The sequence below is a fragment of the Cohnella silvisoli genome, from assembly GCF_021190915.1.
Lineage (GTDB): Bacteria > Bacillota > Bacilli > Paenibacillales > Paenibacillaceae > Cohnella > Cohnella silvisoli.
In genome coordinates, this window is sequence record NZ_JAIOAP010000026.1 from 19,844 (window position 1) to 44,751 (window position 24,908).

The 24,908-nt window shown below is 50.1% G+C and carries 25 protein-coding genes and 1 riboswitch; of the genes, 23 read left to right on the forward strand and 2 right to left on the reverse strand.

What is annotated here, in order from left to right; genetic code table 11:
- The first annotated feature begins 12 nt into the window (after positions 1 to 12).
- The 3 genes from K7P76_RS31175 to rsmI all read left to right on the forward strand — a co-directional run bounded on the left by K7P76_RS31175 (position 13) and on the right by rsmI (position 2,882).
- Positions 13 to 786: an IclR family transcriptional regulator gene (locus tag K7P76_RS31175; protein ID WP_232190012.1), complete on the forward strand. Its 774-nt coding sequence runs from the start codon at positions 13 to 15 to the stop codon at positions 784 to 786.
- Between the two features lie 316 nt (positions 787 to 1,102).
- Entirely contained in the window at positions 1,103 to 1,954 is an 852-nt protein-coding gene (locus K7P76_RS31180; protein WP_232190013.1) for a tRNA1(Val) (adenine(37)-N6)-methyltransferase, read from the forward strand.
- On the forward strand, positions 1,941 to 2,882 hold the full coding sequence (rsmI, locus tag K7P76_RS31185) for a 16S rRNA (cytidine(1402)-2'-O)-methyltransferase (RefSeq protein WP_232190014.1): 942 nt from the start codon (positions 1,941 to 1,943) through the stop codon (positions 2,880 to 2,882). Before K7P76_RS31180 ends, rsmI begins: the two co-directional genes overlap by 14 nt.
- 106 nt (positions 2,883 to 2,988) lie before the next feature.
- Here rsmI and K7P76_RS31190 read toward each other — a convergent pair whose 3' ends face one another.
- Positions 2,989 to 3,243: an AbrB/MazE/SpoVT family DNA-binding domain-containing protein gene (locus tag K7P76_RS31190; protein WP_027086730.1), complete on the reverse strand. Its 255-nt coding sequence runs from the start codon at positions 3,241 to 3,243 to the stop codon at positions 2,989 to 2,991.
- Between the two features lie 319 nt (positions 3,244 to 3,562).
- On the opposite strand from K7P76_RS31190, the gene K7P76_RS31195 reads away from it, so the two are divergent.
- From K7P76_RS31195 to K7P76_RS31265, 15 genes are all read left to right on the forward strand, one after another.
- Positions 3,563 to 4,855: an HD domain-containing protein gene (locus tag K7P76_RS31195; RefSeq protein ID WP_232190015.1), complete on the forward strand. Its 1,293-nt coding sequence runs from the start codon at positions 3,563 to 3,565 to the stop codon at positions 4,853 to 4,855.
- A 22-nt stretch (positions 4,856 to 4,877) separates the two neighbouring features.
- Positions 4,878 to 5,651, forward strand: coding sequence for a TatD family hydrolase (locus tag K7P76_RS31200; protein ID WP_232190016.1), 774 nt, complete (start codon positions 4,878 to 4,880; stop codon positions 5,649 to 5,651).
- Between the two features lie 177 nt (positions 5,652 to 5,828).
- A riboswitch (cyclic di-AMP (ydaO/yuaA leader) is annotated at positions 5,829 to 6,048 on the forward strand.
- A 277-nt stretch (positions 6,049 to 6,325) separates the two neighbouring features.
- Complete coding sequence (locus K7P76_RS31205) at positions 6,326 to 7,483, forward strand: resuscitation-promoting factor (protein ID WP_232190017.1); 1,158 nt, start codon at positions 6,326 to 6,328, stop codon at positions 7,481 to 7,483.
- A gap of 130 nt (positions 7,484 to 7,613) precedes the next feature.
- On the forward strand, positions 7,614 to 8,165 hold the full coding sequence (rnmV, locus tag K7P76_RS31210) for a ribonuclease M5 (RefSeq protein WP_232190018.1): 552 nt from the start codon (positions 7,614 to 7,616) through the stop codon (positions 8,163 to 8,165).
- The gene (gene rsmA / locus K7P76_RS31215) at positions 8,166 to 9,185 is read left to right on the forward strand and encodes a 16S rRNA (adenine(1518)-N(6)/adenine(1519)-N(6))-dimethyltransferase RsmA (protein ID WP_304518434.1); all 1,020 of its coding nucleotides are present in this window, start codon (positions 8,166 to 8,168) and stop codon (positions 9,183 to 9,185) included.
- A 70-nt stretch (positions 9,186 to 9,255) separates the two neighbouring features.
- A complete protein-coding gene (gene yabG / locus K7P76_RS31220) occupies positions 9,256 to 10,134 on the forward strand; it encodes a sporulation peptidase YabG (protein ID WP_232190019.1) in 879 nt (292 codons plus the stop codon).
- A gap of 149 nt (positions 10,135 to 10,283) precedes the next feature.
- Entirely contained in the window at positions 10,284 to 10,559 is a 276-nt protein-coding gene (gene veg / locus K7P76_RS31225) for a biofilm formation stimulator Veg (protein ID WP_232190020.1), read from the forward strand.
- Positions 10,560 to 10,688: 129 nt separating this feature from the next.
- A complete protein-coding gene (locus K7P76_RS31230) occupies positions 10,689 to 10,871 on the forward strand; it encodes a small, acid-soluble spore protein, alpha/beta type (protein WP_232190021.1) in 183 nt (60 codons plus the stop codon).
- A 149-nt stretch (positions 10,872 to 11,020) separates the two neighbouring features.
- Complete coding sequence (gene ispE / locus K7P76_RS31235) at positions 11,021 to 11,884, forward strand: 4-(cytidine 5'-diphospho)-2-C-methyl-D-erythritol kinase (protein ID WP_232190022.1); 864 nt, start codon at positions 11,021 to 11,023, stop codon at positions 11,882 to 11,884.
- A gap of 101 nt (positions 11,885 to 11,985) precedes the next feature.
- Complete coding sequence (purR, locus tag K7P76_RS31240) at positions 11,986 to 12,807, forward strand: pur operon repressor (protein WP_232190023.1); 822 nt, start codon at positions 11,986 to 11,988, stop codon at positions 12,805 to 12,807.
- A 41-nt stretch (positions 12,808 to 12,848) separates the two neighbouring features.
- Complete coding sequence (locus tag K7P76_RS31245) at positions 12,849 to 13,247, forward strand: RidA family protein (protein WP_232190024.1); 399 nt, start codon at positions 12,849 to 12,851, stop codon at positions 13,245 to 13,247.
- 109 nt (positions 13,248 to 13,356) lie between these two features.
- Positions 13,357 to 13,641 (forward strand): septation regulator SpoVG, encoded by a 285-nt coding sequence (gene spoVG / locus K7P76_RS31250; RefSeq protein WP_115995948.1) that lies wholly within the window; start codon positions 13,357 to 13,359, stop codon positions 13,639 to 13,641.
- A gap of 114 nt (positions 13,642 to 13,755) precedes the next feature.
- Positions 13,756 to 15,159, forward strand: coding sequence for a bifunctional UDP-N-acetylglucosamine diphosphorylase/glucosamine-1-phosphate N-acetyltransferase GlmU (gene glmU, locus K7P76_RS31255; RefSeq protein WP_304518435.1), 1,404 nt, complete (start codon positions 13,756 to 13,758; stop codon positions 15,157 to 15,159).
- 18 nt (positions 15,160 to 15,177) lie between these two features.
- The gene (locus K7P76_RS31260; protein ID WP_232190025.1) at positions 15,178 to 16,134 is read left to right on the forward strand and encodes a ribose-phosphate diphosphokinase; all 957 of its coding nucleotides are present in this window, start codon (positions 15,178 to 15,180) and stop codon (positions 16,132 to 16,134) included.
- 107 nt (positions 16,135 to 16,241) lie between these two features.
- Positions 16,242 to 16,886 carry a 50S ribosomal protein L25 gene (locus K7P76_RS31265; RefSeq protein WP_232190026.1) on the forward strand — a complete coding sequence of 215 codons (645 nt, stop codon included), beginning with the start codon at positions 16,242 to 16,244 and terminating at the stop codon, positions 16,884 to 16,886.
- Between the two features lie 83 nt (positions 16,887 to 16,969).
- On the opposite strand, the gene K7P76_RS31270 is transcribed toward K7P76_RS31265, so the two are convergent.
- A complete protein-coding gene (locus tag K7P76_RS31270) occupies positions 16,970 to 17,164 on the reverse strand; it encodes a hypothetical protein (RefSeq protein WP_232190078.1) in 195 nt (64 codons plus the stop codon).
- A gap of 130 nt (positions 17,165 to 17,294) precedes the next feature.
- On the opposite strand from K7P76_RS31270, the gene pth reads away from it, so the two are divergent.
- The 5 genes from pth to urtA all read left to right on the forward strand — a co-directional run bounded on the left by pth (position 17,295) and on the right by urtA (position 24,845).
- Positions 17,295 to 17,870 carry an aminoacyl-tRNA hydrolase gene (pth, locus tag K7P76_RS31275; RefSeq protein WP_232190027.1) on the forward strand — a complete coding sequence of 192 codons (576 nt, stop codon included), beginning with the start codon at positions 17,295 to 17,297 and terminating at the stop codon, positions 17,868 to 17,870.
- 73 nt (positions 17,871 to 17,943) lie between these two features.
- A complete protein-coding gene (fin, locus tag K7P76_RS31280; protein WP_232190028.1) occupies positions 17,944 to 18,174 on the forward strand; it encodes an anti-sigma-F factor Fin in 231 nt (76 codons plus the stop codon).
- Positions 18,175 to 18,277: 103 nt separating this feature from the next.
- A complete protein-coding gene (gene mfd, locus K7P76_RS31285; RefSeq protein ID WP_232190029.1) occupies positions 18,278 to 21,799 on the forward strand; it encodes a transcription-repair coupling factor in 3,522 nt (1,173 codons plus the stop codon).
- The gene (locus K7P76_RS31290; RefSeq protein WP_232190030.1) at positions 21,786 to 22,880 is read left to right on the forward strand and encodes a peptidylprolyl isomerase; all 1,095 of its coding nucleotides are present in this window, start codon (positions 21,786 to 21,788) and stop codon (positions 22,878 to 22,880) included. Before mfd ends, K7P76_RS31290 begins: the two co-directional genes overlap by 14 nt.
- Before the next feature lie 669 nt (positions 22,881 to 23,549).
- Positions 23,550 to 24,845 carry an urea ABC transporter substrate-binding protein gene (gene urtA / locus K7P76_RS31295; protein ID WP_232190031.1) on the forward strand — a complete coding sequence of 432 codons (1,296 nt, stop codon included), beginning with the start codon at positions 23,550 to 23,552 and terminating at the stop codon, positions 24,843 to 24,845.
- Positions 24,846 to 24,908: the final 63 nt, after the last annotated feature.

Sequence of the window (24,908 nt, forward strand, 5' to 3'; positions counted from 1 at the left end):
GGAAATCGTGGTGTGAAAAAATATAGCGTGCCTGCAATCGATAAAACGATGGCAATCTTCAAACTGTTTGCAGAATCGGAGCAGGATTATACAGTTACGGAAATTCACTCCCAATTAGATATTCCCAAAGGCACTGTATTCATGATATTAAGCGTTCTTGAAGGGTACGGAATGGTTAAGAAGGATACCCATGGATGCTATTCGCTTGGGCCGAAAATTTACGAACTCGGAATGGCTTACATGACCAAAATAGATATTAAACAAATTGCAAAGCCCTTTATGAACCGCCTTGCCCAAGAAACGAAATTTACAGCGCACCTTGGAATTATGAGTGATAATCGAATCTTGTTCGTTGAGAAGGTTGAGCTTCAATCTTTCATTAAATTCAGTACTTTTCCGGGGATGCGCTCAGATATTCACAATAGCAGTTTAGGCAAAGCCATCGCTGCTTTCTTGCCTGAAGAAGAAGTAGACCGGGCGATTGAGGCAGTAGGTATGGGAAGATATACGCCGAACACGATTACCGAGCCCGAGTTGTTCAAACAAGTGCTTAGCCGGATTAGAATAAACGGGTATTCCATTGAAGATGAGGAAGGGGAAATCGGCGTTCGATGCGTAGGTGCACCGATCTTTGATCACGAAGGCAAAGTGATCGCAGCCATAAGTATTACCGCATTGAAATCGGACTTGCCCGCCGACTTGCTCCCGGTAATCGGAGAGAAAATCAAGGAAACCGCGGTCGCGATTTCGAAAGAGCTCGGATACGAGATTAAAAAAACCGATTAGCCTTCCTGTTTGATCATACATTCCGAAACCCCTGCGGGAAGTTCAGGGGTTTTGGATTTTTTCATAGTATAGGAAATTTAATGATCGTCGATTGTGAATATAAGCGCGGGTACTTGTTCGGCAAATCAACTCTCCAAGATCTTCTAAGGACCCAAAAGGCCTTTGCAATATGAAACTTAGGAATTCTTGTTGCTGTAACGGCCAAATCCTATGGGAAACCCTGTAATTTGGGTTTTCGGAATTGCATCTATCCAAGAAGTCGAGTAAGCTAATGGGCGTGAAGCCTCTCAAGTATGCTGAAAGGGGAAGCTGTCTTATGAACCCAGTGGATGAATCAACCGCCCGATTGCAAATGGGAGAACGATTGGATGACCTGCTCACCCATAATCTTAAGATCATCCAAAGCCCCGAAGTATTCAGCTTCTCGCTGGATGCGGTGCTGCTGGCGAGGTTCGCAGGAGTGCCGCCTCGGGGACGCATGCTCGATCTTTGCACCGGCAACGGGGTTATCCCGTTATTGCTCACGACTCGAACGGATGCTTCGATCGATGGCGTGGAAATACAGCCGCGGCTAGCGGATATGGCAAGAAGAAGCGTTCAGTTAAATGGACTATCCCATAAAATTAAGATTATAGAAAGCGACTTGCGCGAGTGGAAAGTGGAAGGGGAGTTATACGATGCCGTTACGGTTAATCCGCCTTATCTGCCCTTGCAAAGCGGAGACCACAAAGGCAACCCCCATCAAGCCATGGCTCGCCATGAGATTGGTTGCAACCTAGAGGATGTCATCGCTGCCACGTCGCGTGCCGTTCGTCCGGGCGGCAGGGTATCGATGGTGCATCGACCCTCACGCCTCGTGGATATTATCGACTGCATGCGAAGGTATCGGCTGGAGCCTAAACGCATTCGATTCGTTCATCCCCGCCAAGAGGCGGAATCGAACATGGTATTAATAGAAGCTTCACGGGAAGGCAAGCCGGAGGTCAGGCTGTTACCGCCATTGATCGTATATGGAGAAGATGGGGATTATTCACCGGAACTGCTTGCGGTGTTCTATGGCAAGGCCGCAGAGTTGCCGGATTTTAAACGGAACAACGGACGTGCACCGGTTGCGGTTAAACGGGAAAAGGGTAATGGAGGGGGAAGTGTAAACAGTGACTCTCAATGAAACGAATTTATCCGCGAAGGTTGCGGTTCAACGCAGCTTCACTCCCCGCGACAAACTTGGAACGCTTTACTTAGTCGCGACTCCGATCGGCAACCTGGAGGATATGACCTTCCGGGCGATCCGAACGTTGCGAGAGGTTCAGCTTATCGCCGCGGAGGATACCCGGCAAACGCGAAAGCTGTTGACTCATTACGAAATCCAGAATCGGCTGGTAAGCTATCATGAACACAATAAGGAAGCGAGCGGACCTGAGATGATCAGACTGCTGGCGGAAGGACACAATATCGCGCTCGTTAGCGATGCCGGTATTCCGGCAATATCCGACCCCGGAGCCGAGCTCGTTCGCGATGCCGTTGCGGAAGGCATTGCGGTCGTCCCGATTCCCGGAGCGAATGCGGCATTGTCCGCCTTGATCATTTCCGGGTTGCCGACGGATCGGTTTCTATTTGTCGGATTTCCGCCGCGCGATCGCAAAGGACTCAATAAGTTTCTCGACGGGTTGGAGAACGAAAGCGGGACTCTCCTGTTCTATGAATCGCCGCATCGCATTAAGAAGACGCTGACCATCGTAGCAGAGCGCTGGGGCGACCGAAGCATGGCTATCGTACGCGAACTGACCAAACGTCACGAAGAAGCAGTTAGGGGGACCGTTCAAGCTTGTTTAAGCCATGTTGAAGAGTTCCCTCCGCTAGGCGAGTGCTGCATCGTTATGCAGGGATTATCCGAAGCGAAGCGTACGGCTGACGATGAAGCGGAAGCTGCTTCCGCCTGGTGGTCGGCATTGACGCTAGGCCAGCATGTTAAACATTACGAATCCCTTAAGCTTAAACCCAAGGAAGCGATGAAGTCAGTGGCGATGGATCGCGGTATTTCTCGGAGAGACGTTTATCAAGCACTGTTGGATGTCGAGGACGAGACGGAAAACTAGGACAAAAAAAATCCTCCCGAGATCGATATCGGGAGGGTTTGCAAGGAGTATAAAAAGGTTGGAATTAACAATTATTAGATCACATTTTCATTATAACTTATTTTCTTTAATTTGTCACAGGTGAAGGTAAATCCTTCAAACATTCTCTGCAAACTATTTTTCCTTTGAAATAAGTTACGTTCTCCGCGTTGCCGCAGAAGATGCAAGCAGGCTCGTATTTCTTCAGCATGATACGCTCTCCATCAACATAAATCTCAAGAGCGTCTTTCTCTCCGATGCCTAACGTGCGGCGCAATTCGATCGGAATGACCACCCGACCCAGTTCATCGACTTTCCGCACAATACCCGTTGATTTCATCATTTGGTAATACCCCTCTCATAAGGTTAGAATAAAAACAACGGACCACCATATGTAGAGCTTGTCCGTATTCGCCAGCATTCGACAAAGTTCTCTGTTTTCCGATTTCTATCGTACCAACGATTCCCAAAAAAGTCAACCTGATTTGATAGGTTTGAAATGATAGAATCGCCTTAAATCCTATAAAATAGGGCAATACCAAGAACAAAACACCTTTGATAGAAGGGGGGGACATTAGGAAACTGTTAAACGACATAATTCGACATTATTCGACTTAATGCAAATATTTTGTCGAATGATGAACCTATTTGAGGTGATACCTATGCTCACGCAGCTGCAAGAAGAGAAGGTTTTCAAGGACCCTGTTCATCATTCCATTTATGTGCAGGACATGACCATCTGGAAACTCATTAACACGCCAGAGTTCCAGCGTCTCAGAAGAATACGCCAGCTGGGCACCTCCTATCTGACCTTTCATGGAGCGGAGCATAGCCGTTTTTCCCATTCCTTGGGTGTCTATGAAATTACTCGGAAAATTATTTCTCAATTCGAGCGTAATGGATTCACGGATTGGCCGCAAGAGGAAAAATTACTAAGTCTTTGCGCAGCGTTGTTGCACGATGTAGGTCATGGTCCGTTCTCCCATTCCTTGGAGCAAATCTTCCATACTGACCATGAGCAATGGACCTGCGATATCATACTTGGACAAACCGAAGTTAATCGTGTATTGCGAGACGTCGACCCTCAGTTTCCGGACAAAGTGGCTTCCGTCATCTGCAAGAAATATGAGAAGCCCATAGTCGTTAGCCTTGTATCCAGTCAGATGGACGCGGATCGCATGGATTATTTGCTGCGGGACGCATATTTCACCGGCGTAAATTACGGGACGTTCGACTTGGATCGCATTCTTCGCGTATTACGTCCCTATAAAGGTAAAATCGTGGTGAAGGAAAGCGGAATGCATGCGGTGGAAGATTATTTAATGTCACGCTATCAGATGTACTGGCAAGTTTATTTTCATCCCGTGACCCGAAGCTCGGAAATCGTTCTGCGACAAATTTTGCGAAGGGCGAGCGAACTGCATAAGGAAGGATACGAATTCGGATTTATGCTGCCGCCGATTCGAGGGCTGTTGGAAGGTTCCATATCGTTGCGCCATTACTTAAAATTAGATGAAGCTATGCTGCAAACGGCGTTCGGACAATGGCAGGAGGAGAAGGACGAGTTGCTGTCCGATCTATGCGGACGTTTCTTGAACCGGCAGCTTTATAAATACGTTCAATTGGAGCAGCAGGATAGCAGTTGGCTGGATGAAATTAAACAAGAATGGCGACAAATCGGATTAAATCCGGACTACCATATGGAAGTCGATACCCCGATGGATTCGCCTTACGACGTATACAAGCCGGGGACTTTGCCGGATGGTAAAGAGAAGCCTCCCATCCTGCTCTTGGATGATCAAGAGCAGTTGACGGAAATATCGGTGAAGTCGGATATTATCCAATCTATTGCGGGTTTGCAGAGGGGGAAATACTACATTTATTATCCAGAGGAAAACGTGCTCCCACACGCTCACAAGCTAAGTTCAGATACCCGCAAAAAACTGTCTATATAATAGAAGGGAGACAAACTCCGACATGCTTATCGACACCCATGCCCACCTTGATTCTCCTAAGTTCGACAACGATCGCGAAGAGGTCATTTTCCGCGCGCGGCAGGCGGGAATCGACACGATCGTCAACATCGGCTTTAACCGGGAAACCATTCCCACGACAATGGCCCTCGCCGAGAAATATGATTTTATATACGCTGTCGTCGGTTGGCACCCTACAGATGCCATCGATATGAAGCTGGAAGAGGACTTGGCTTGGATTGAGCAGCTCTGCAGTCACCCCAAAGTGGTAGCCATCGGCGAAATTGGGCTCGACTACCATTGGGATACTTCGCCGAAGGACATCCAGCATACGGTATTCCGAGAGCAGATTCGATTAGCCAGGCGGCTTAACAAACCAATCGTCATTCACAACCGCGATGCCCATGAAGATATTTTAAGATTGCTGAAGGAAGAGAAAGCATCCGAAGTCGGCGGCATTATGCATTGTTTCTCCGGCAGCTGGGAAACGGCTAAGCAATGTCTTGATATGAACTTCCATATTTCATTCGGGGGACCGGTTACTTTCAAGAACGCAAGGGTTCCCAAAGAGGTGTTGGAACGCGTTCCGCTCGACCGAATATTGCTGGAAACGGACGCGCCTTATTTAACTCCGCACCCTTATCGGGGGAAACGAAACGAGTCGGCTTACGTTCGTCTTGTCGCGGAGACCGCGGCCGAGATAAAAGGCATATCTCTGGAAGAAATTGCAAAAATCACGAGCGATAATGGACGCCGCTGTTTGGGCATAACGAGATAAATCGATTATCAAGGAGAAAAACAGACCGGTACGTAGAAAAAACTGGCTTTTGTTGCGAATAATCCTAAAGTACTGGTTAAATTCCGTCAAAATGGGGAAATTCGTCCGATGCACCTTCTTTACACCACTGCTAGGTAGAGGTTATTATCAACAACAGAAGTTCGAATATGACATTCCTTTTCCAGTGCGCTTAATCTCCCGAAAGGGAGAGTGGGGGACCCAACGCGGCGACGATTATAGTTATGCGTCCAAAGCGGTCCGAGCAATCTTGGGGTGAATATCGCAAGTAATAGTGACGAGGCTCTATCTGAGTGACTCGACCTGTTATGCAGCGATTAGGGCAACTCTCTTTGTCCGAATCCGACAGCTAACCCCGCAAGCGTTATAGAGAGAGGTCAACCTCGTGCCGCGCTATTTCCTTACATTCTTCTACATGCGGAAGCCACGAACAGGTCCTCTGTCTCGATGGCTTTTTGTGTTGAAAAAAAGGGTTATGCATGCTTGTACATACGTATAAGCGAGCACGAACTGGTTAAGGCGGTACTTAGATTCACAGCCGGAACGAATGGTTATGGGCATGAAATCTAAGTGTCGTTATCAAAATTGGATTAGTCGCGTCAGACAAGTATCATGCATCACAGTCGACGGCGGGGCTATGAAGGAGGAGCGAGAAAATGGGCGTTATTCCTGTTGAGGAAACCCATGATCCACGACCGACCGGCAAGCTTATCGCACTGCGATGGAAGCATGAGCATTTGCGCGTAATACTATTGGGCGCAATTCTCGTTTTTGCCATCACCATCATGTTCATGTCGTTGTTGCAGAAAGCAGCCAGCAAGAACATTACGATTATCGACAACGGAGTATCTTCCGTTCTCGTAACCCAGACTTCGAACGTAACCGGTTTTCTCGAAGAGCAGGGAATCCATGTCGGGCCTTACGATCGCCTTTCCATGCTCCCTTCGGATTCACTCGATGAGGGAAGCCGGATCGTCATCGATCGTGCGGTGGGAGTTACAGTTAAGGCGGACGGCAAACAAGCGGTTACCTACACGACCGAGCATACGGTTGGGGGAGTCATAAGCTCGCTTAAATTATCGCTGTCTGGAGATGATCGGATAAGTCCGGCTCTGAACAGTCCCTTGAAAGAGGGAATGACCGTTGAGGTTGTAAGGGTTCGTAAAGAAGTCACAGAGACCAAGTACCCGATCGCCTTTACGGTTGTGCAGCAGAAGAGTAAAGATTTAGAGTCAGGCAAGCAGAAGGTCGTAACGACGGGTAAAAATGGGCTAGTCGTCTTCAAGACGGAACGGGTCTTTGAGAACGGCAAGCTGGTTAGTCAAGAAATGGTCGAGAAAACCGTTGCGCAGCCTGCTGTGCAGCAGGTCGTAGCTATTGGAACGAAAAAGAAACCAGAGATCGTCACTCTATCCTATAAGGGACCTCCTTCATCGGCGGAAGCCAAAGTCGTGAAGTTAAACGGCCAAAGCGTCAAAGTTAAACGCATGCTGAACAATGTAACTCTGACTGCCTATTCCGCAGGGTTTGCTTCAACGGGTAAATCCAAGGGAGATTCCGGTTTCGGAGTGACTTCATCCGGCGCAACCGTCCGAGAAGGACGCACAATTGCCGTAGACCCTAGGGTTATTCCGATTGGCTGGTGGGTTTACATCGAAGGCATCGGGTTCAGACGAGCGGAAGATACGGGCAGCGCCGTTAAGGGCAAGAAGATCGACGTCTATTACGACAGCGAGAAGCATGCCAACAATTTCGGATTGAAACGCGGCTATACCGTATATGTGATCGGTCCGGTTAAACCGTCCGCGGATTAAACGGTTCCGGCTATAGCTTGGGGATATATCGGCTTCCCGTCCATAGGACGGCGAAGCCGTTTTTCTTGCTGTCTGCCTTAATCTCGTATACGCTAATAGGAATGGCTTAATAAAGGCGGAATGAAATTGTATGCTTAGAGAAATGATTGTCGTTGAAGGCAAAGACGACACGACAGCCGTTCAGAGGGCTGTGAGCGCCGATACGATCGAAACGGGAGGTTCCGCGATCGGAGAAGACGTGCTGCGCCGCATTGAGCTTGCTCAAGCACGCAGAGGAGTCATCATCCTAACCGATCCGGACGCTCCTGGAGAGCGTATCCGCAAAATCGTGGCGGAACGCGTACCGGGCTGCAAACATGCTTTTCTGACGAAGGATGAGGCTAGAGGGCGCCGGGGCATCGGTGTTGAGCATGCGTCAGACGACGCCATTCGCAGGGCGCTGGATGGCGTTCGAAGCCCTGAGAGCGATTCCGGGGAGCTTGGAGAGATCGAATGGAGCGACTTGCTCACTACGGGGCTTATCGTCCAGCCTTCATCCGCCCGCCGCAGGGAGCGCATGGGGGAGCTGCTTGGGATCGGTTATGCCAACGGCAAACAATTTTACAAACGATGTCTCATGTTCCGGATTACGCGGCTCGAATTTCTGACCGCATTGGAACAACTGGAGCGGGAAGGATTATAGATGACCATGAAGAAACCGACAGACAAGAACGGAGGGGCTAAGAAGTATGGGCCCCACACAAAGCCGTATCAGCATTTCAATTCTTCCAAGCCGACCGACGCAGCCCTTATAAAAAGCGCGGCTGCTGCCCCTCCTAAAGACATTCTGAAGGAAATTGCCACCTCTAGCCGTACGCGCGATATCATTCGCAAACATCGGTTCACCTTTAAGAAGAGCTTGGGACAAAATTTTCTGATTGATGGGGACGTGCTCGATCAGATCATTGCCGCAGCAGGCTTGGATGAGACGCGTGGAGCGCTAGAGATCGGTCCAGGCATTGGATCGCTCACGGAGCAGTTGGCTAAAGCTGCGGGTAAAGTGGCGGCTGTGGAAATCGATCGGCGTCTCATTCCTATTTTGCAGGAAGTAATGTCCCCGTATAAGAACGTCAGCATTGTTCAGAGCGACATCCTTAAGACGGATTTGAAGCAGCTGTGGACGGAGCAGTTCACCGGTCTTGCGGGGGTAAGCGTAGTTGCCAACCTGCCGTACTACGTGACGACGCCGATTATCATGAAGCTGTTGGAAGAACGTCTGCCTTTGGAAAATATCGTGGTCATGGTGCAGAAGGAAGTCGCGGAGAGGATGGCAGCCAAGCCCGGAGGCAAAGAGTTCGGAAGCCTAAGCATTGCCGTTCAGTACTATTGCGAGCCCGAGCTGGTATGCGTTGTCCCCGGCAAAGCGTTCATCCCTGCTCCTAACGTGGATTCCGCTGTCATTAAGCTCAAGCGGCGCCAGGAGCCGGTCGTAAGCGTGCGTGATGAAGCGAAGTATTTCCACGTCGTCCAGACCGCTTTTGCGCAGCGGCGCAAAACTCTGGCCAATAACCTTTCGGCTTTCTCGGGGAAAGAGCGCAAAGGTGAACTTTCCGAAATGCTGCAGCGAATCGGCATTCAGCCCGAACGCCGTGCGGAGACGCTTTCTCTTCAGGAATTCGCAATCGTTTGTGAAGCGCTAATGGATAGCGGCATGCTCGTTTAAACGGAAGTGCATCCGGACGCGCACAGGAAGGCGCTTAGCTCCATAGGATAGACGAAGAGGTGATTTGCCCATGAAGCAGGGGGATCTAGTCGTTCGCAAATCCTATGGCGGAGATGTGCTGTTCCGAGTTGCCGCATTCGCCGGCAGCCAGGCCGTGCTTAGAGGGATGGATTATCGCTTGCTCGCCGACGCCCCCGCCCACGATCTTCAAACGGTGCGAAATCCGGACGAGCTCGGAGGGACGCGCCAGGCGCGCATACACGCAACGGAATCGCTGCGGCGGATGAACGAGGAACGTAATCGGCAAACCGGGCGTGCGGGGTTTACATCGGCTCTAGACGATCGCCGGCAGCCATTCTTTGAAATGCCCGGCAAAGTCCTTCACCTGGACGGCGACGCTAATTACTTAAAGAAAAGTATGCAAGTGTACGCTCAGCTAAGGGTTCCGGCAGAAGGCGTGAATTGCCATGAGTCGCAAATGGCGCAAGTTCTGCTTCGAATGCTCCCGCAATTCCATCCCGATATTGTCGTTATAACCGGTCATGACGGCGTGCTGAAGCAACGGGAGGACTTACAGCATCTTAGCAGCTATAAGAATTCCTTGAATTTCGTTCAGGCGGTAAACGTTGCAAGGGATTATGAGCGCAATCGCGATTCGCTCGTCGTCATCGCCGGCGCTTGCCAATCCCATTTCGAGGCACTTCTTCAAGCAGGCTCGAATTTTGCAAGCTCTCCCGGACGCATTATGATTCATGCGCTTGATCCGGTTTATGTCGCCGTGCGGGCATCGTTCACGCCTTTCCGCGATACAATTAACATTTCGGATGTTATTGCGCATACCATTAGCGGAAGGCAAGGGGTAGGCGGAATTGAAACCATGGGACGATATCGCATCGGCGTTCCGAATCTAAAAGCTGCAAGTTCCGAACATAATGTGAACATTGTGTGACGAAAATGAAGAGAACTTTAGAAAAAGCCCATATCCTCAAGGAAAATGACCGTTGACATTAAATCCGCTTCGTTGATATAATATTCTGCTCATTTGACACCTCCCCTGTTTTTAGATATAATTTACAGGGAAAGAGGTGGTAGTGGATCATGGCTAAAAACGCGCTTCTAGAGATCAAACGAAGCCTGGAACCGCACGTCGGCTCCAAAATCATGCTCCGCGCCAACGGTGGCCGCCGCAAAACCATCGAACGCACGGGCGTACTGGAAGAAATCTACCCATCGGTTTTCATTGTTAAACTGGATCAGGAACAGCACGCGTTTAAGCGGGTTTCGTACAGTTACGCTGATATTTTGACTGAATCCGTGGAAGTTATGCTGTGCAATGAAGATGGCCAGGTTCGCATCAACTATTTATCGCACTGACACGGTTAATTGCACGGGCAGCATGGCGCTTTGAGCGCTGAGCTGCCCGTTTTGCATGTACAGGCTTCCTTCAAGGCATCCTATGGGAGTACGCCGCTTGGTGTTACATCACGCATAGGAGGCGACAGTATGACTCGAAGAAGAAGCGTCATGTCCGAGCAATTCAAGGCAGAGTTGGCGAAGGATCTTGGATTTTATGAAACGGTGCAGCGCGAAGGCTGGGGCGGAATCCGCACCAAGGACGCCGGAAATATGGTGAAACGGGCGATTCAAATCGCCGAGCAGACGGCGGCTAAGTCTCCGCAGACGTAGAGGATAAGCTAGGCAAATCGGAGGGCGGGTTCCTGTTCGCGGGGATTCGACCTCTTTTTTCGCATTTAGGGACTCTGTTTGTTATAATATGTAAAGGTTTTTTGGAGCCCGGATGTGAACAAATAACCCGTCTTACTTGGGAAGTGGTGATGAAATTGACTAAGATCTATGAGAAGGCTCCCGCCAAGATCAATTTACTGCTGGACGTGCTGCGCAAGAGGGAAGACGGTTTTCATGAAGTAGAGATGATTATGACGATGGTGGATTTGGCTGACCGCCTTGAGATGGAAGAGCTTCCACGGGATCAGATCGTCCTCTCCAGTCAGGTGGGCTTCATCCCCTTGGACGAGAAGAACCTCGCCTTCCAAGCTGCCAAGCTCATTAAGGAGCGCTACGGGGTCAAACGGGGCGTCTACATTCATTTGGATAAACAAATACCGGTTGCCGCAGGCTTGGCTGGAGGAAGCAGCGACGCGGCCGCAACTCTAAGAGGACTTAATCGGTTATGGAACCTTGAGCTGTCAACGGATGAGCTCGAAGTGCTCGGAGCAGAGCTAGGGTCGGATGTGCCCTTTTGCATACGCGGGGGAACCGCCCTTGCCCGGGGACGGGGCGAGAAGCTCGAAAGCATCTCTCCCCCGCCTCAATGCTGGGTCATCCTCGCTAAACCCCCGATCAACGTATCGACGGCTGACGTGTATGGGAAATTTCGAGTGAACGAATTAAAGAAACATCCCTCTATTCCGGACATGCTGGATGCTCTATCCCGGCAATCCTTCTCCGGCATGTGCGACTGTTTAGGCAATGTGCTCGAGTCCGTAACTCTTAATCGTTACCCGGAGGTACGGCAAATTAAAGACTGCATGGTGAAAGCGGGAGCCGATGGCGTATTGATGTCCGGCAGCGGACCAACCGTGTTCGGCCTCGTGTCCAAAGAAATCAAAGTCGCACGTGTCTATAATGCCTTAAGAGGCTTCTGTAAAGAAGTATATGTGGTAAGAATGCTGACATAAAACTTGCGTAAACGCCGGTCAGCTTCGAACTTCTTGCCCAAAACCGTATAAAAATGTTATGATGGACATAAAATATTCGGATTTGGACGGGAGAGGGGAACGTGAAGAAGTTGAAACGAAGCGCTAGGCTCGTTGAAATGACGCAGTATTTATTGGCCCGTCCTCATACGTTAATTTCCCTTACAGCGTTCGCCGAACGTTACCAATCGGCCAAGTCGTCCATAAGCGAAGATTTGGCGATTATTAAAGAGGTATTCGAAGACGAAGGAATTGGGGAACTTAATACGTTAGCGGGAGCTGCCGGCGGTGTGCGGTTCGTTCCTAAGTGTCGTAAAGATCTGGCTTTGGAGAAAATCGTTACGATATGCCGAGAGTTAGAGCAGCCGGACCGGCTTCTGCCGGGCGGTTATCTATATATGACGGATTTGCTTGGACAGCCTGCGTTGATGCAGGAGGTAGGCCGGATGTTCGCTTCCGCTTTCGCGGATAGGAATATCGATGTCATTATGACGGTCGAAACCAAAGGAATCCCTCTCGCGCATGCGACGGCACAATATTTGAACTTGCCTGTCGTCATCGTGCGCAGGGATCATAAAGTGACGGAGGGCTCGGCCGTAAGCATCAATTACGTATCCGGCTCGACGAAGCGGATTCAAACGATGTCGCTCGCACGCCGAGCGCTTAAGGAAGAGTCGCGTGTTCTTATTATCGATGATTTCATGAAGGCGGGCGGAACGATCCAAGGAATGGTCGATTTACTGCACGAGTTCCGCGCAGTCGTCGCCGGAGTGGGCGTCTTCGTTGAATCCGGCGAGGTAGATAACGAAGAACGATTATTGCATGATTACGTATCGTTGGCCCGATTAACGGAAGTAGACTTGAAAACCCGTCATATTACCATTCAACCGGGTAACTTTTTCTAATTCGCGATTTCAGTTAAATATATGGTTTGGAGGATTGCTCAATGTCACTTAAGATCGTTTCCACCCAAGAAGCCCCTGCCGCAATCGGCCCCTATGCGCAAGCGGTTCGCTCAGGCAACTTATTGTTCACTTCCGGGCAGATTCCATTAACGCCATCCGGCGAGCTCGTAACCGGAGGAATTCAGGAGCAAACCCATCAAGTTCTGAGCAACTTAAAAGCGGTCTTGAAAGCAGAAGGCGCTACTCTTCAAGACGTCATTAAAGCGACCGTGTTTTTAAAGGATATGAACCAATTCGCGGAGTTCAATTCGGTTTACGCATCTTACTTTGGAGAGCATGCGCCAGCCCGTTCAACCGTAGAAGTGGCAAGGCTTCCGAGGGATGTTTTTGTCGAAATAGAAGTGATCGCGACGATCCGTGTCGAAAGTCCAGAACTTTAAAAAATAATTTCAAATTTAGCAGTAGTTTTTCCAGATTTAAGAAGGAATTCGCATTGGCTTGTGGAATATTACACCAAGTCTTTCTGATGGACAAAGGTGGTGAACACAAGTGCAAATTACAGATGTGAGACTCCGCCGCGTCAATTCGGAGGGGCGTATGAAAGCCATTGCTTCGATTACCATCGACAACGAATTCGTGGTACACGACATTCGCGTCATTGACGGTAACAATGGGATGTTCGTCGCCATGCCGAGCAAACGGACTCCGGACGGAGAGTTTCGCGATATCGCCCACCCGATTTCTTCCGGAACGCGGGAGAAAATCCAGGCTGCCGTACTGGCAGAGTACGAACGGGCTGCGCAAGAAGAAGAAGTTATGGTCGAAGGGGCATAATAATGTTTAAATTCGAAAAGAGAGCCCCCGAAGGCTCTCTTTTCATTTGCGTTAGAATAAGTTATGATTTTGGAGCAATTAGAAGGTTTATGCGGAGAGGAGCTCATTTACCTGATGAAGAAGATGGCGATCGTGCTTGCTGCTGGACAAGGCAAGCGCATGAAATCGAAACTATATAAAGTACTGCATCCCGTCTGCGGGAAACCGATGGTCAGCCACGTATTGGAAGCGGTTCGGGGAGCATCTTGCGAGCGTTCTATCGTTATTGTCGGCCATGGGGCGGATGCCGTTCAGAGCGTACTGGGGCAGTCGGTTGAATATGCCCTGCAGGCCGAGCAACTCGGCACGGGGCACGCCGTTATGCAGGCAAAGTCCATGCTGGCTCAAGAAGACGGCGTAACGGTTGTCATTTGCGGAGATACGCCGCTTGTGCGTAAGGAAACCGTAGAAGCTATGATCGCCCTCCATCTCCAGCAAGGGGCAGCAGCAACGGTCTTGACAGCTGAATTAAATGAACCGTCTGGGTATGGGCGGATCGTTCGGGGAGCAAACAATGGCGTTCTTCGTATCGTGGAGCACAAAGACTGTTCGCCTGAAGAGTTGGCGATCAAAGAAATCAACACGGGAACGTATTGCTTCGATAATCGAAAACTGTTTCAAACGCTCGATAAAGTTACAAATAACAATGCTCAAGGGGAATATTATTTAACCGACGTGATTGGAATCCTGCAAAGCGAGGGTAATTCCATCGTTGCTTGCCTTGTCGAAGATCCGTCGGAAGCCATTGGGGTAAATGATAAAGTTGCGCTTGGCGAAGCGGAACGACTTATGCGCCGACGCATTAATGCCGGTCATCAATTGAACGGCGTTACCTTAATCGATGCGGAGCACACGTATATCGAAGCGGACGTAACGATCGGAGCGGATACGACCGTGTATCCGGGATCCCTACTTCGCGGTCGGACTTCGATCGGATCGGATTGCGTAATTGGTCCTTCAACGGAACTCAGCGACACGATTGTCGGCAACGGGTCTACGATTCGGCAGACGGTAGCGGAAGGCGCGGAGGTCGGCGAGGAATGCAATGTCGGTCCGTTTGCTTTCTTGCGTCCGGGAACGAAGCTGGGTCGCCAAGTTAAAGTAGGGGATTTCGTTGAGATTAAGAATACGGTAATAGGTGAACATAGCAAAGTACCGCATTTGAGTTATGTCGGAGATGCTGTAGTCGGCTCTAACGTCAATATCGGCTGCGGCGCGATTACGGCCAATTATGACGGATATAATAAATCGAAGACCGAAATAGGCGACAATGTGTTCGTAGGCAGCAACGCCAATCTCATTGCCCCCCTCACGGTCGGCAATGGGGCATACATCGTAGCGGGGTCAACCATTACGCATAATGTAGCAGACAACGACATGGCCATTGCACGCGAGCGCCAAGTGAACAAACCTGGTTATGCAGAAAAGTTAAGAGCCCGAGCCCGCGCCCGCGCCAAGAAGGATAGAGAAACCGATTAAACAAAAGGCGGTTAAACGATGTCCTATTCGGATCCGACATTAAAACTATTTTCATGCAGCTCCAATCTGGAGCTTGCGCATGCCATCGCCAAATATATCGGAGTTGAGCTGGGCAAATCCGTCGTGAACCGGTTTAGCGATGGGGAAATCCATATTCGCCTTGATGACAGCGTTAGAGGGAGCGACGTTTACGTCATTCAGTCGACCTCAGCCCCGGTAAACGACCATTTGATCGAGCTGCTCGTTATGGTGGATGCCCTTAAGCGGGCATCGGCCAAGACGATCAATGTTGTTATGCCTTATTACGGCTATGCAAGGCAAGATCGCAAAGCCCGTTCCCGGGATCCCATTACGGCGAAGCTTGTGGCTAACCTGATCGAGACGGCGGGGGCTCACCGCGTTATTGCCATGGATTTGCACGCGATGCAGATTCAAGGTTTCTTCGATATTCCCGTCGATCATTTGCTGGGCGTTCCGATCCTCGGGGATTATTTTCATGAGAAGGGTCTCTTTTCGCCCGTAGTTGTTTCTCCCGATCATGGCGGAGTCGTTCGGGCACGCAGGCTGGCGGATACTCTACAGGCGCCGCTGGCTATCATCGATAAGCGGAGGCCGGAGCCGGGCGTCGTCGAAGTGATGAATATTATCGGGGATGTATCGGGCCGCACGGCGATTCTGATCGACGATATTATCGACACGGCGGGAACGATCGCACTAGCGGCCAATGCGCTGAAGGAAGCAGGGGCGGCGGATATTTATGCTTGCTGCACTCATCCGGTGCTCTCTGGTCCAGCAATAGAGCGTCTAGAGGCCTCTCCGATCGTCGAAATCGTTGTCACCGATACGATACCGCTTCGGGAGCCGGTGGGCACCTCCAAGATTCGCGTATTGTCCGTAGCACCTCTTATGGGTGAAGCTATCGTTCGCATTCATAAGCACCAATCGATCAGCAAACTGTTCGAACCTCACATTTAATGTTTAATCGCCTCCTCCCTAGGGTAAAACTACGTTATACGTATTTGATACAAACGTAAACCACCGTCCAATGGACGGCGGAATCGTTTTACTTGGGAGGTATTCTTATGAGTACGACACTACGGGTACAAGCACGCAAAGCTACAAGTAAAGGCGACCTGCGCCGCATCCGTTCCGAAGGTAAGGTTCCGGGCGTTGTTTATGGCAAGGGTTTAGCTGCTCCCTCGAACATTTCCGTAGATGCGAAAGACCTGGATGCGATGCTTAGGAGCAACCCGCACGCCGTAGTTGAAATCGATGTACCTGGAGCCGGTAAACATCCGGTCATGATGGCGGAGTTGCAGAGAGATTCTCTCTCCCGTCAGGTGATGCATATCGATTTCCATCGAATCAATATGAACGAGAAGATTACGACGGCTGCGCGATTGGATGTTACAGGGGTTTCCCCTGGGGAAAAAGAAGGCGGCATGCTCCAACTTGTGCAGCACGAAATTGAGATTGAGTGTTATCCGAAGGACATTCCGGATTCCATTGCGGTCGATGTAAGCAGCTTAGGGATGGGTGATCATCTTTCCATTAGCGATTTGAAGCTTCCGGCCGGAGTCGAGGCGAAGCAAGATCCGACAACCGTGATCTTGGCTGTGTTGGCTCCGCAGAAAGAGCGTACGGAAGAGGAAGTCGAAGCGCTTAACGATGAAGCCGAGGAAGATCGCAAGCATTCAGAGGCTGCTCAGGCGGTCGATAAAATTTAGGATAGATGGGCGAAAAGAACGAAAAAAAGGGACCGCGCTCCTACATTGGAGCGGTCCCTTTTTTGTCAATAAATGAAGTGCTTTTAATAACCCGGACGAGAAACAAAGGTAAATTGCTTGCGGCTGTAGAAAATGTTATTGACCTGTACGAATTCTTTGCCATAATATTCGATGAACCCGATATCGCTGTGCCGCCGCCCGCAGTAAATTTGGACCGGTACTTCGGAACACATATGATCCAGGAAATGCCGGTCATCAAAAATCATCTGGCCATTCATGTACACATCAATTGCCCCGCTTTCTATAATGGTCTCTTAAGACTCTGTATTCTTTAGGACACGCGAGGGGCAACAATCGTTGCATGAATAAAAAAATTTTCTAATAATCAACTGGAGGTTGAGGCACTTCATGCGTTGGATTGTCGGACTAGGGAATCCCGGCGCCGCTTATGCAAGCACACGACATAACGCGGGCTTTATGGTTATCGATGAATTGGCTCGCAGGCTTAATATTGAAGTCGGCACGCAGAAGTGCAAGGCGCTTGTCGGGGAAGCCCGTATCGGGGATACGAAAGTGGCTTTGCTTAAGCCGATGACTTATATGAATTTGTCCGGAGAGTCGCTCAGAGCGTTCATGGATTATTATAAGGTGAAGCTCGAGGATCTTATCGTCGTCTATGACGATTTGGATACAGAAGTAGGACGTATTAGGCTTAGGTATCAAGGGAGCCCTGGCGGGCATAATGGCATTAAATCCATTATTCAGCATACGGGGACTCAGACTTTTAACCGTGTCCGCGTAGGCATCTCAAGGCCGAAGCCCGGAATGGTCATATCGGATTACGTTCTGTCGCCTTTCGCCAAGGCGGAGAAGGACGATTTGCGCAGATCGGTCGAGGATGCTTGCGATGCCATCGAATTTTCTTTTCAGCACTCCTTCGAACAGACGATGGCCAAGTTCAATGCCAAGGGCGGAGACGCTTAGAATAGGGTTTTTTCGGGAATACTGGAGGAAGAGGCGGCACGTGCCGCATAACCTTACTTCAGGAGGCATACATATGGCTGTAAACTATATTTGCCGGCATTGCAGCATGTCTCTTGGGCGGTTTGAGGATGGGGAAGTCCCGGAATACCGTCTTGGTCTGCATTTCTTGACCCCTGAAGAGCGAAAGCGTATAATAGCGTATAATTCCAACGGGGACGTGACCGTACGGGTCATATGCGAATACTGCAGCCAGACTTTAGATGCTCATCCGGAGCTGGCGTTATTGTCTAATCCGCTGCAATAAACGCAGAGTTTCACGTTCCGACATCCTCAAGGAGTCCTTGGCATGTGCCGGGGCTTTTTTCATGATTCTACAGAGTGGATTTACGTAAGAAAGGGGAAATGCCATGAAGCCGCTAATCCAATCGTTGGTCACGGATCCCGATTTAATTAGCATTATACAAGGGCTGAAAGGCGGAATGCGGGAGCAGCTCGTTGCTGGATTGTCCGGTTCCGCACGCCAAGCGGCTATTGCTGGAATGTATCGGGAACTGCAAAGGCCCATCGTAGTCATCACGCATAATATGTTCTCGGCGCAGAAGATGGCAGACGACCTGCAGGAGTGTCTTTCAACCGATGAGGTTTTGCTCTATCCGGCCAATGAGCTTATTGCGGCGGAGACAGCGATCTCAAGCCCGGAAACGTCGGCTCGCCGATTAGAAGTTCTGCTTAAGCTCGCGGAAGGCTTCCGCGGCGTTATTGTCGTGCCGTTCGCGGGAATTCGGAAATTCCAGCCCGATCGGAAAACGATGTCGGAGGCGCACATTGATCTTCAGGTCGGCCATACGCTGCCTATGGATCAATTCCTTCGAGGAATGATTGAGCTAGGTTATGAGCGGGTAGATCGCGTGGAACAGAAGGGTCATCTTAGCGTTCGCGGGGGAATCGTCGATTTCTTCCCACTAGCTTCAGCTTCTGCATATCGTGTGGAGTGGTTTGACGATGAGGTCGATTCCATCCGTACTTTTGATCCCACGGATCAACGATCCATCGACAAGATGGAAACGTATACGGTACAGCCCTGTCGCGAATGGATTGCGGGCGAGAGAAGATTCCAGAATGCCGCTCAGCATGCCCATGATTTATTGGATAAGCAGTTGGAGAAGATGGCCGATCGGCAAGCGAAAGAGCGCCTGCAATCGGAAATTTCCCGGGAAATCGAGCTTTTACGACAAAATGTTTATTTTTCCGAAATTTACAAATACATATCTTTACTCTATCCGGAGCGGCAAACGCTGCTAGACTATATTCCGAAGGATACGGTCTTGCTCATGGATGAGCCGAACAGGCTTGGTGAAACCGCGCGCCAGCTCGAACGCGACGAATCCGAGTGGACGACCCATCTGCTGCAGCAAGGCAAGTCGTTGCCGGGATTCGTGCTGGCCGTCTCCGCGGAGCAAGCGCTCTATCCGAAGGGCTACCAGACCGTCTACATGTCGCTGTTCGTGCGTCAGATTCCCCACACGCAGCCGCAAAATATCGTTAATTTCGTCTGTCGCGCGATGCAAAATTTCCATGGTCAGATGAACGTGCTGAAGGCGGAGATGGAACGTTGGCGCAAAAGCGGAATTCGGATTCTGATGCTGGCGGGCAACTCTGAACGCGCCGAGAGAATGAGGCGGGTACTCGAAGACTATCAGATTGATACGCCCGAAATTCTGCAAGGCAACCTGCAGAGCGGGTTTGAGCTGCCTTCGAGTAAGCTGGTCGTCATCACGGAAGGCGAGATGTTCACGCAGAAGCAGCGCAAGGCACGCCGCGTCGACCGACACCTGGATAATGCAGAGCGTATCAAAAGCTATACCGAGCTCAAGGTCGGCGACTATGTCGTGCATCAGAATCATGGCGTCGGCAAATACTTGGGCATCGGAACGCTCGAAGTCGGCGGCATTCACAAGGATTACCTTCATATCGTCTATGCGGCAGGAGACCGTCTTTCCGTTCCTGTTGAGCAATTCGATCTTATACAAAAATATATCGGCAACGAGGACAAGGAGCCGAAAGTAAGCAAGCTGGGCGGGGCGGAATGGAACCGGGTTAAATCAAAGGTTCGCACTTCCGTTCAAGACATTGCGGATGACTTGATCAAACTATATGCGGCTCGGCAATCGACGGTAGGCTTCGGATTCGGGGAGGATACTCCGTACCAGCAGGAATTCGAAGAGATGTTCCCTTATGAAGAAACGGCGGATCAGCTCCGCGCCATTCGGGAGATTAAAGAAGACATGCAAACTCCTCGACCGATGGACCGACTCTTGTGCGGGGACGTCGGTTACGGAAAAACGGAAGTCGCGATTCGTGCGGCGTTCAAAGCTGCTATCGAAGGTAAACAAGTCGCAGTACTCGTACCGACGACGATTCTTGCTCAGCAGCATTATGAGACGTTTCGGGAGAGATTCTCGGGATATCCTTTCCAAATCAAAGTGCTTAGCCGTTTTCGGACGCGCAAGGAGCAGACGGATACGATGAAAGGCTTGAAGTCGGGCACCGTTGATGTCGTTATTGGCACGCATCGCTTGCTGTCGCAGGATATCGTTTTTAAAGAGCTCGGGTTGCTTATCGTGGATGAAGAGCAGCGTTTCGGCGTTACCCATAAAGAAAAGCTGAAGAAGATCAAAACCAACGTGGACGTATTGACCTTAACGGCTACGCCTATACCGCGTACGCTGCATATGTCCATGCTCGGCGTCCGAGATTTGTCGGTCATCGAGACGCCTCCGGAAAATCGTTTTCCCGTTCAGACCTATGTGGTCGAGTATAGCCCTACGCTTGTACGGGAAGCCGTGGAGCGGGAGTTGGCGAGGGATGGACAGGTCTATTATTTGTTTAATCGGGTTCAAGGCATCTATCAGATGGCAGAGCAGATCAGTGCCCTCGTACCGGATGCTAGGGTCGCCGTCGCTCATGGCCAAATGTCGGAGCAGGAGCTCGAGCGGACGATCCTAGATTTCCTTGATGGGGAATACGACGTGCTGGTGAGTACGAGCATTATTGAAACCGGGGTCGATATTCCGAACGTCAATACATTACTTGTGCACGATGCGGATCGAATGGGGCTGTCCCAGCTGTATCAGCTTCGGGGTCGTGTCGGACGTTCTAATCGTATCGCTTACGCGTATTTTACGTACCAACGGGACAAGGTATTGACGGAAGTAGCGGAGAAACGACTGCAATCGATCAAAGAATTCACGGAGCTAGGCTCCGGCTTCAAGATCGCCATGCGCGACTTGTCCATCCGCGGAGCGGGTAATTTGCTTGGTGCCGAGCAGCATGGATTCATTGCTTCGGTCGGTTTCGATTTGTATTCCCAGATGCTCGCGGAAGAAATCCAAAGCCGCAAGTCCGAGATGGGCGGGGTCGTGCTGCCGCCGCAGCCTGTAAATACGCAGCTCGATTTGGGCGTGGATGCTTATCTGCCTCCCGAATATATTTACGACAGCATACAGAAAATTGAAATCTATAAGAAAGTCGCGACGGCAGCTTCATTGGAGGATGTCGCGGACTTATTCGAAGAACTGATGGACCGTTTCGGCGATCCGCCTAAAGCGGTACTTAACCTAATGACGGTTGCCAGGCTGAAAGTATACGGCCGCAAATATGGCATTGAATCCATCGTTCGTCGAGGGGATGAAATTACGCTGAAGCTCGAAGAACGCCGTCGGGAAGACGTCGATCTGGTTAAGCTCAAAGCTCTGGAATCCAAGTTCCAGGGACGAATGGTATCGGCTATTACCGCTCAACAGCTGCTTATTCGCTTTAAGGTAAGAGGGATGGATGAGAACGCTTTATTGGCGCTCGTAGAGGATTTTCTGTTACAATACAAAGAAGCGACGAAATCGAAGGGAGAACTGCAGGATGTTGCACCATAATCGCATGCCGTACCGCCGGCTCGCTATGTTCACGCTGGCAGCGGTCATGCTAGTCGCAATGATGTCCGCTTGCGGCAAAAAAGACGGTGAAATGCCGGGGGCCGGCAAAGGCAAGGTCATAGCCACTTATAAGGGCGGGGAAGTCACAGACACAGAGTTCGATAAATATGTGGCCTATACTCCGTTCGTAGATCAACAAAAAGCCATGTACATGTCCATCCCGCAGTTCAAGGAAGAAAATATTAAACAGTATATCGTAAGCAAGGTACTGGTTAAAAATGTATCCAAGAAAGATTTAGATGCCGCCAAAACAGCAGCCGCGGACTTCAAGAAGCAATTGGAGGAAGCGATCAAGACGCAAGCCCAGCTAAAAGATTACATGGATAAAAACAAGCTTACCGTTAGCGATGTCGTTGCGTTCTTCCAGCATGATCGAGCGATGCAGGGATACTACGTATCTAAAGGCGAAGAGTTTAAGCCTAAAGTGACGGAAGCAGAAATTAAAACCCAGTTCGATAAGGATCCATCCGATTTTAACGTTGTAACGGTTCGCCATATTCTGATTGGAACGGTCGATCCGAATACGCAAGCGCAGTTAAAATCCGATGAGGATGCGCTCAAGGTTGCCAAGGATGTAAAGGCTAAGCTGGAAGCGGGCGGAGATTGGAACGCTCTTGCGAAGGAGTTTTCCACGGATACCGGTTCGAAAGACAAGGGCGGCCTGTATGAGAAGCAGAAAGCGAACGGTTGGGTAGCTGAATTTAAGGAAGCGGCCAACAAGCAGGAAATCGGTAAAGTCGGTGATCCAGTACGCACGCAATTCGGTTATCATGTCATGAAGGTCGAAAGCCGCGAGCCGACACCTTACGATAAACTGACCACAGAAGATAAAGACAAATTAAGAGTTGCAGTCGCGACGACGAAATTGACGGATTTCATTAAAGCGGAACAGGACAAGCTGGCGATTAAGGTTACGTTGCCGCCAGAACCTTCTCCAAGCGCATCGGGTTCTCCTAGCGCTTCGCCTTCCGCATCACCAAGTGCGTCGCCGTCTGCATCTCCATCGGCTTCCGCTAAATAATAACTATTTAACGAATCAAAGACGTGTGCTGGATCTCGATCGGATTTAACGATCGGTTCCGGGCACGTCTTTTTTTCGTAGTGAAAACTCTCCGGGCAAATTGCGCCCCGCACCCCGCACCCCCGCACCCCGCACCCGCATAAAGACGGTTTGCTCCCAAAGTCGGTTTTTCCGACTATGACAGGGATATTGCTCGGTAGCTTGTTCCCAAAGTCGGTTTTTCCGACTATGACGGGGATATTGCTCGGTAGCTTGTTCCCAAAGTCGGTTTTTTCGACTATGACGGGAAAGTTGCTTGTTAGTTTGCTCCCAAAGTCGGTTTTTCCGACTATGACAGGGAAGCTGTTCGCTAGAAAAGTGGACTTACAGCGTTGGATTCCTCAATTGGGGGGCAAAAGTTCAGAAAGCGGACCATCGTCTCTAATCATTCATGTTACATAATTGAACACAGACGTAAAATCACTGCTATACAAATGATGTTTGTCATAATATATAACATAGATATTGAAATAATCTAATTTACGGTTCTAATTTTTATAAATTGTGTAAGGTATATTGACACAAAAGCTGACATAACCATATAATGTCATTACGAACGGCAGGTCTGTGGAGAGAACCGAACGTTCGGATTTAGAGAGAAAACCATACTAAGGATCGGGGAGTGGAAGGATGAAGAAGGGAAATTGGTTAAAGGGACTGGTTCTGGCAATGACGGCGAGCTTGGTGTTGGCTGGGTGCGGAGGCAAGAACAACAATGAGGCGTCAAGCTCAGCTTCGTCTTCGGCACCGACATCTTCGGAGGCGTCATCGTCGGCGCCGGCATCATCGGCTGCGGCAGCAGGCGGAGATACGGTGAAGGTTGGTATTTTGCATTCCCTCAGCGGTACGATGTCCATCAGTGAAGTAACGGTTAAAAACTCGGAACTGATGGCGATTAAAGAGATCAATGCTAAGGGCGGCGTATTGGGTAAACAGATCGAAGCGGTCGTGGAAGACGGAGCGTCTGACTGGCCGACATTCGCGGAGAAAGCCCGCAAGCTACTTACGGAAGATAAAGTCGCAACGGTATTCGGAGGATGGACTTCCTCCAGCCGGAAAGCGATGCTGCCGGTATTCGAAGAACTGAACGGACTCCTGTGGTACCCGGTACAATACGAAGGTTTGGAATCATCCCCTAACATTTTCTACACGGGCGCTACGACTAACCAACAGATCATCCCTTCGGTCGATTTCTTGCTCGAGAAAGGCAAGAAGAAAGTATTCTTGCTTGGTTCCGACTACGTATTCCCTCGCACCGCCAACAAAATCATCAAGGCACAATTAGCCGCTAAAGGCGGAGAAACGGTAGCCGAAGAATATACCCCGCTCGGGCATACGGATTACACGACGATTATCGCGAAAATCAAAGAAGCGAAGCCTGACGTCGTGTACAACACGCTGAATGGCGATAGCAACGTGGCGTTCTTCAAACAACTGAAAGATGCCGGCATTACCTCCGCGGATCTTATGACGATCTCGGTCAGCGTCGCAGAAGAAGAAGTGAAGGGCATCGGACCCGAATACTTAACCGGTCACCTCGTCGCATGGGATTACTATCAAACGACGGATACGCCGGAAAACAAAGTTTTCGTCGAGAATTTCAAGAAAGAATACGGCGCGGACAGCGTAACAAGCGATCCGATGGAAGCTGGTTACGTAGCGGTTTACTTGTGGGCTGCCGCGGCCGAGAAAGCGGGTTCCTTCGAAGTCGATAAAGTTAAGGCGGCGGCCAAAGGAATCGAGTTCAACGCTCCTGAAGGCAAAGTGACGATTGACGGCGACAATCAGCATATCTACAAAACCGTACGCATCGGCGAAATTAAGGCTGATGGACAAATCGTCGAGTTGTGGAACTCCGGCGGCCCTGTTAAACCGGATCCTTACTTGAAAACCTATGATTGGGCTAAAGGCCTGAGCGACAAATAGCAGATTAGTCATTGCACAAGCTGGGGGAAGTGTTCGGTGTAAACCGGGGCTTCCCCTCGCTTA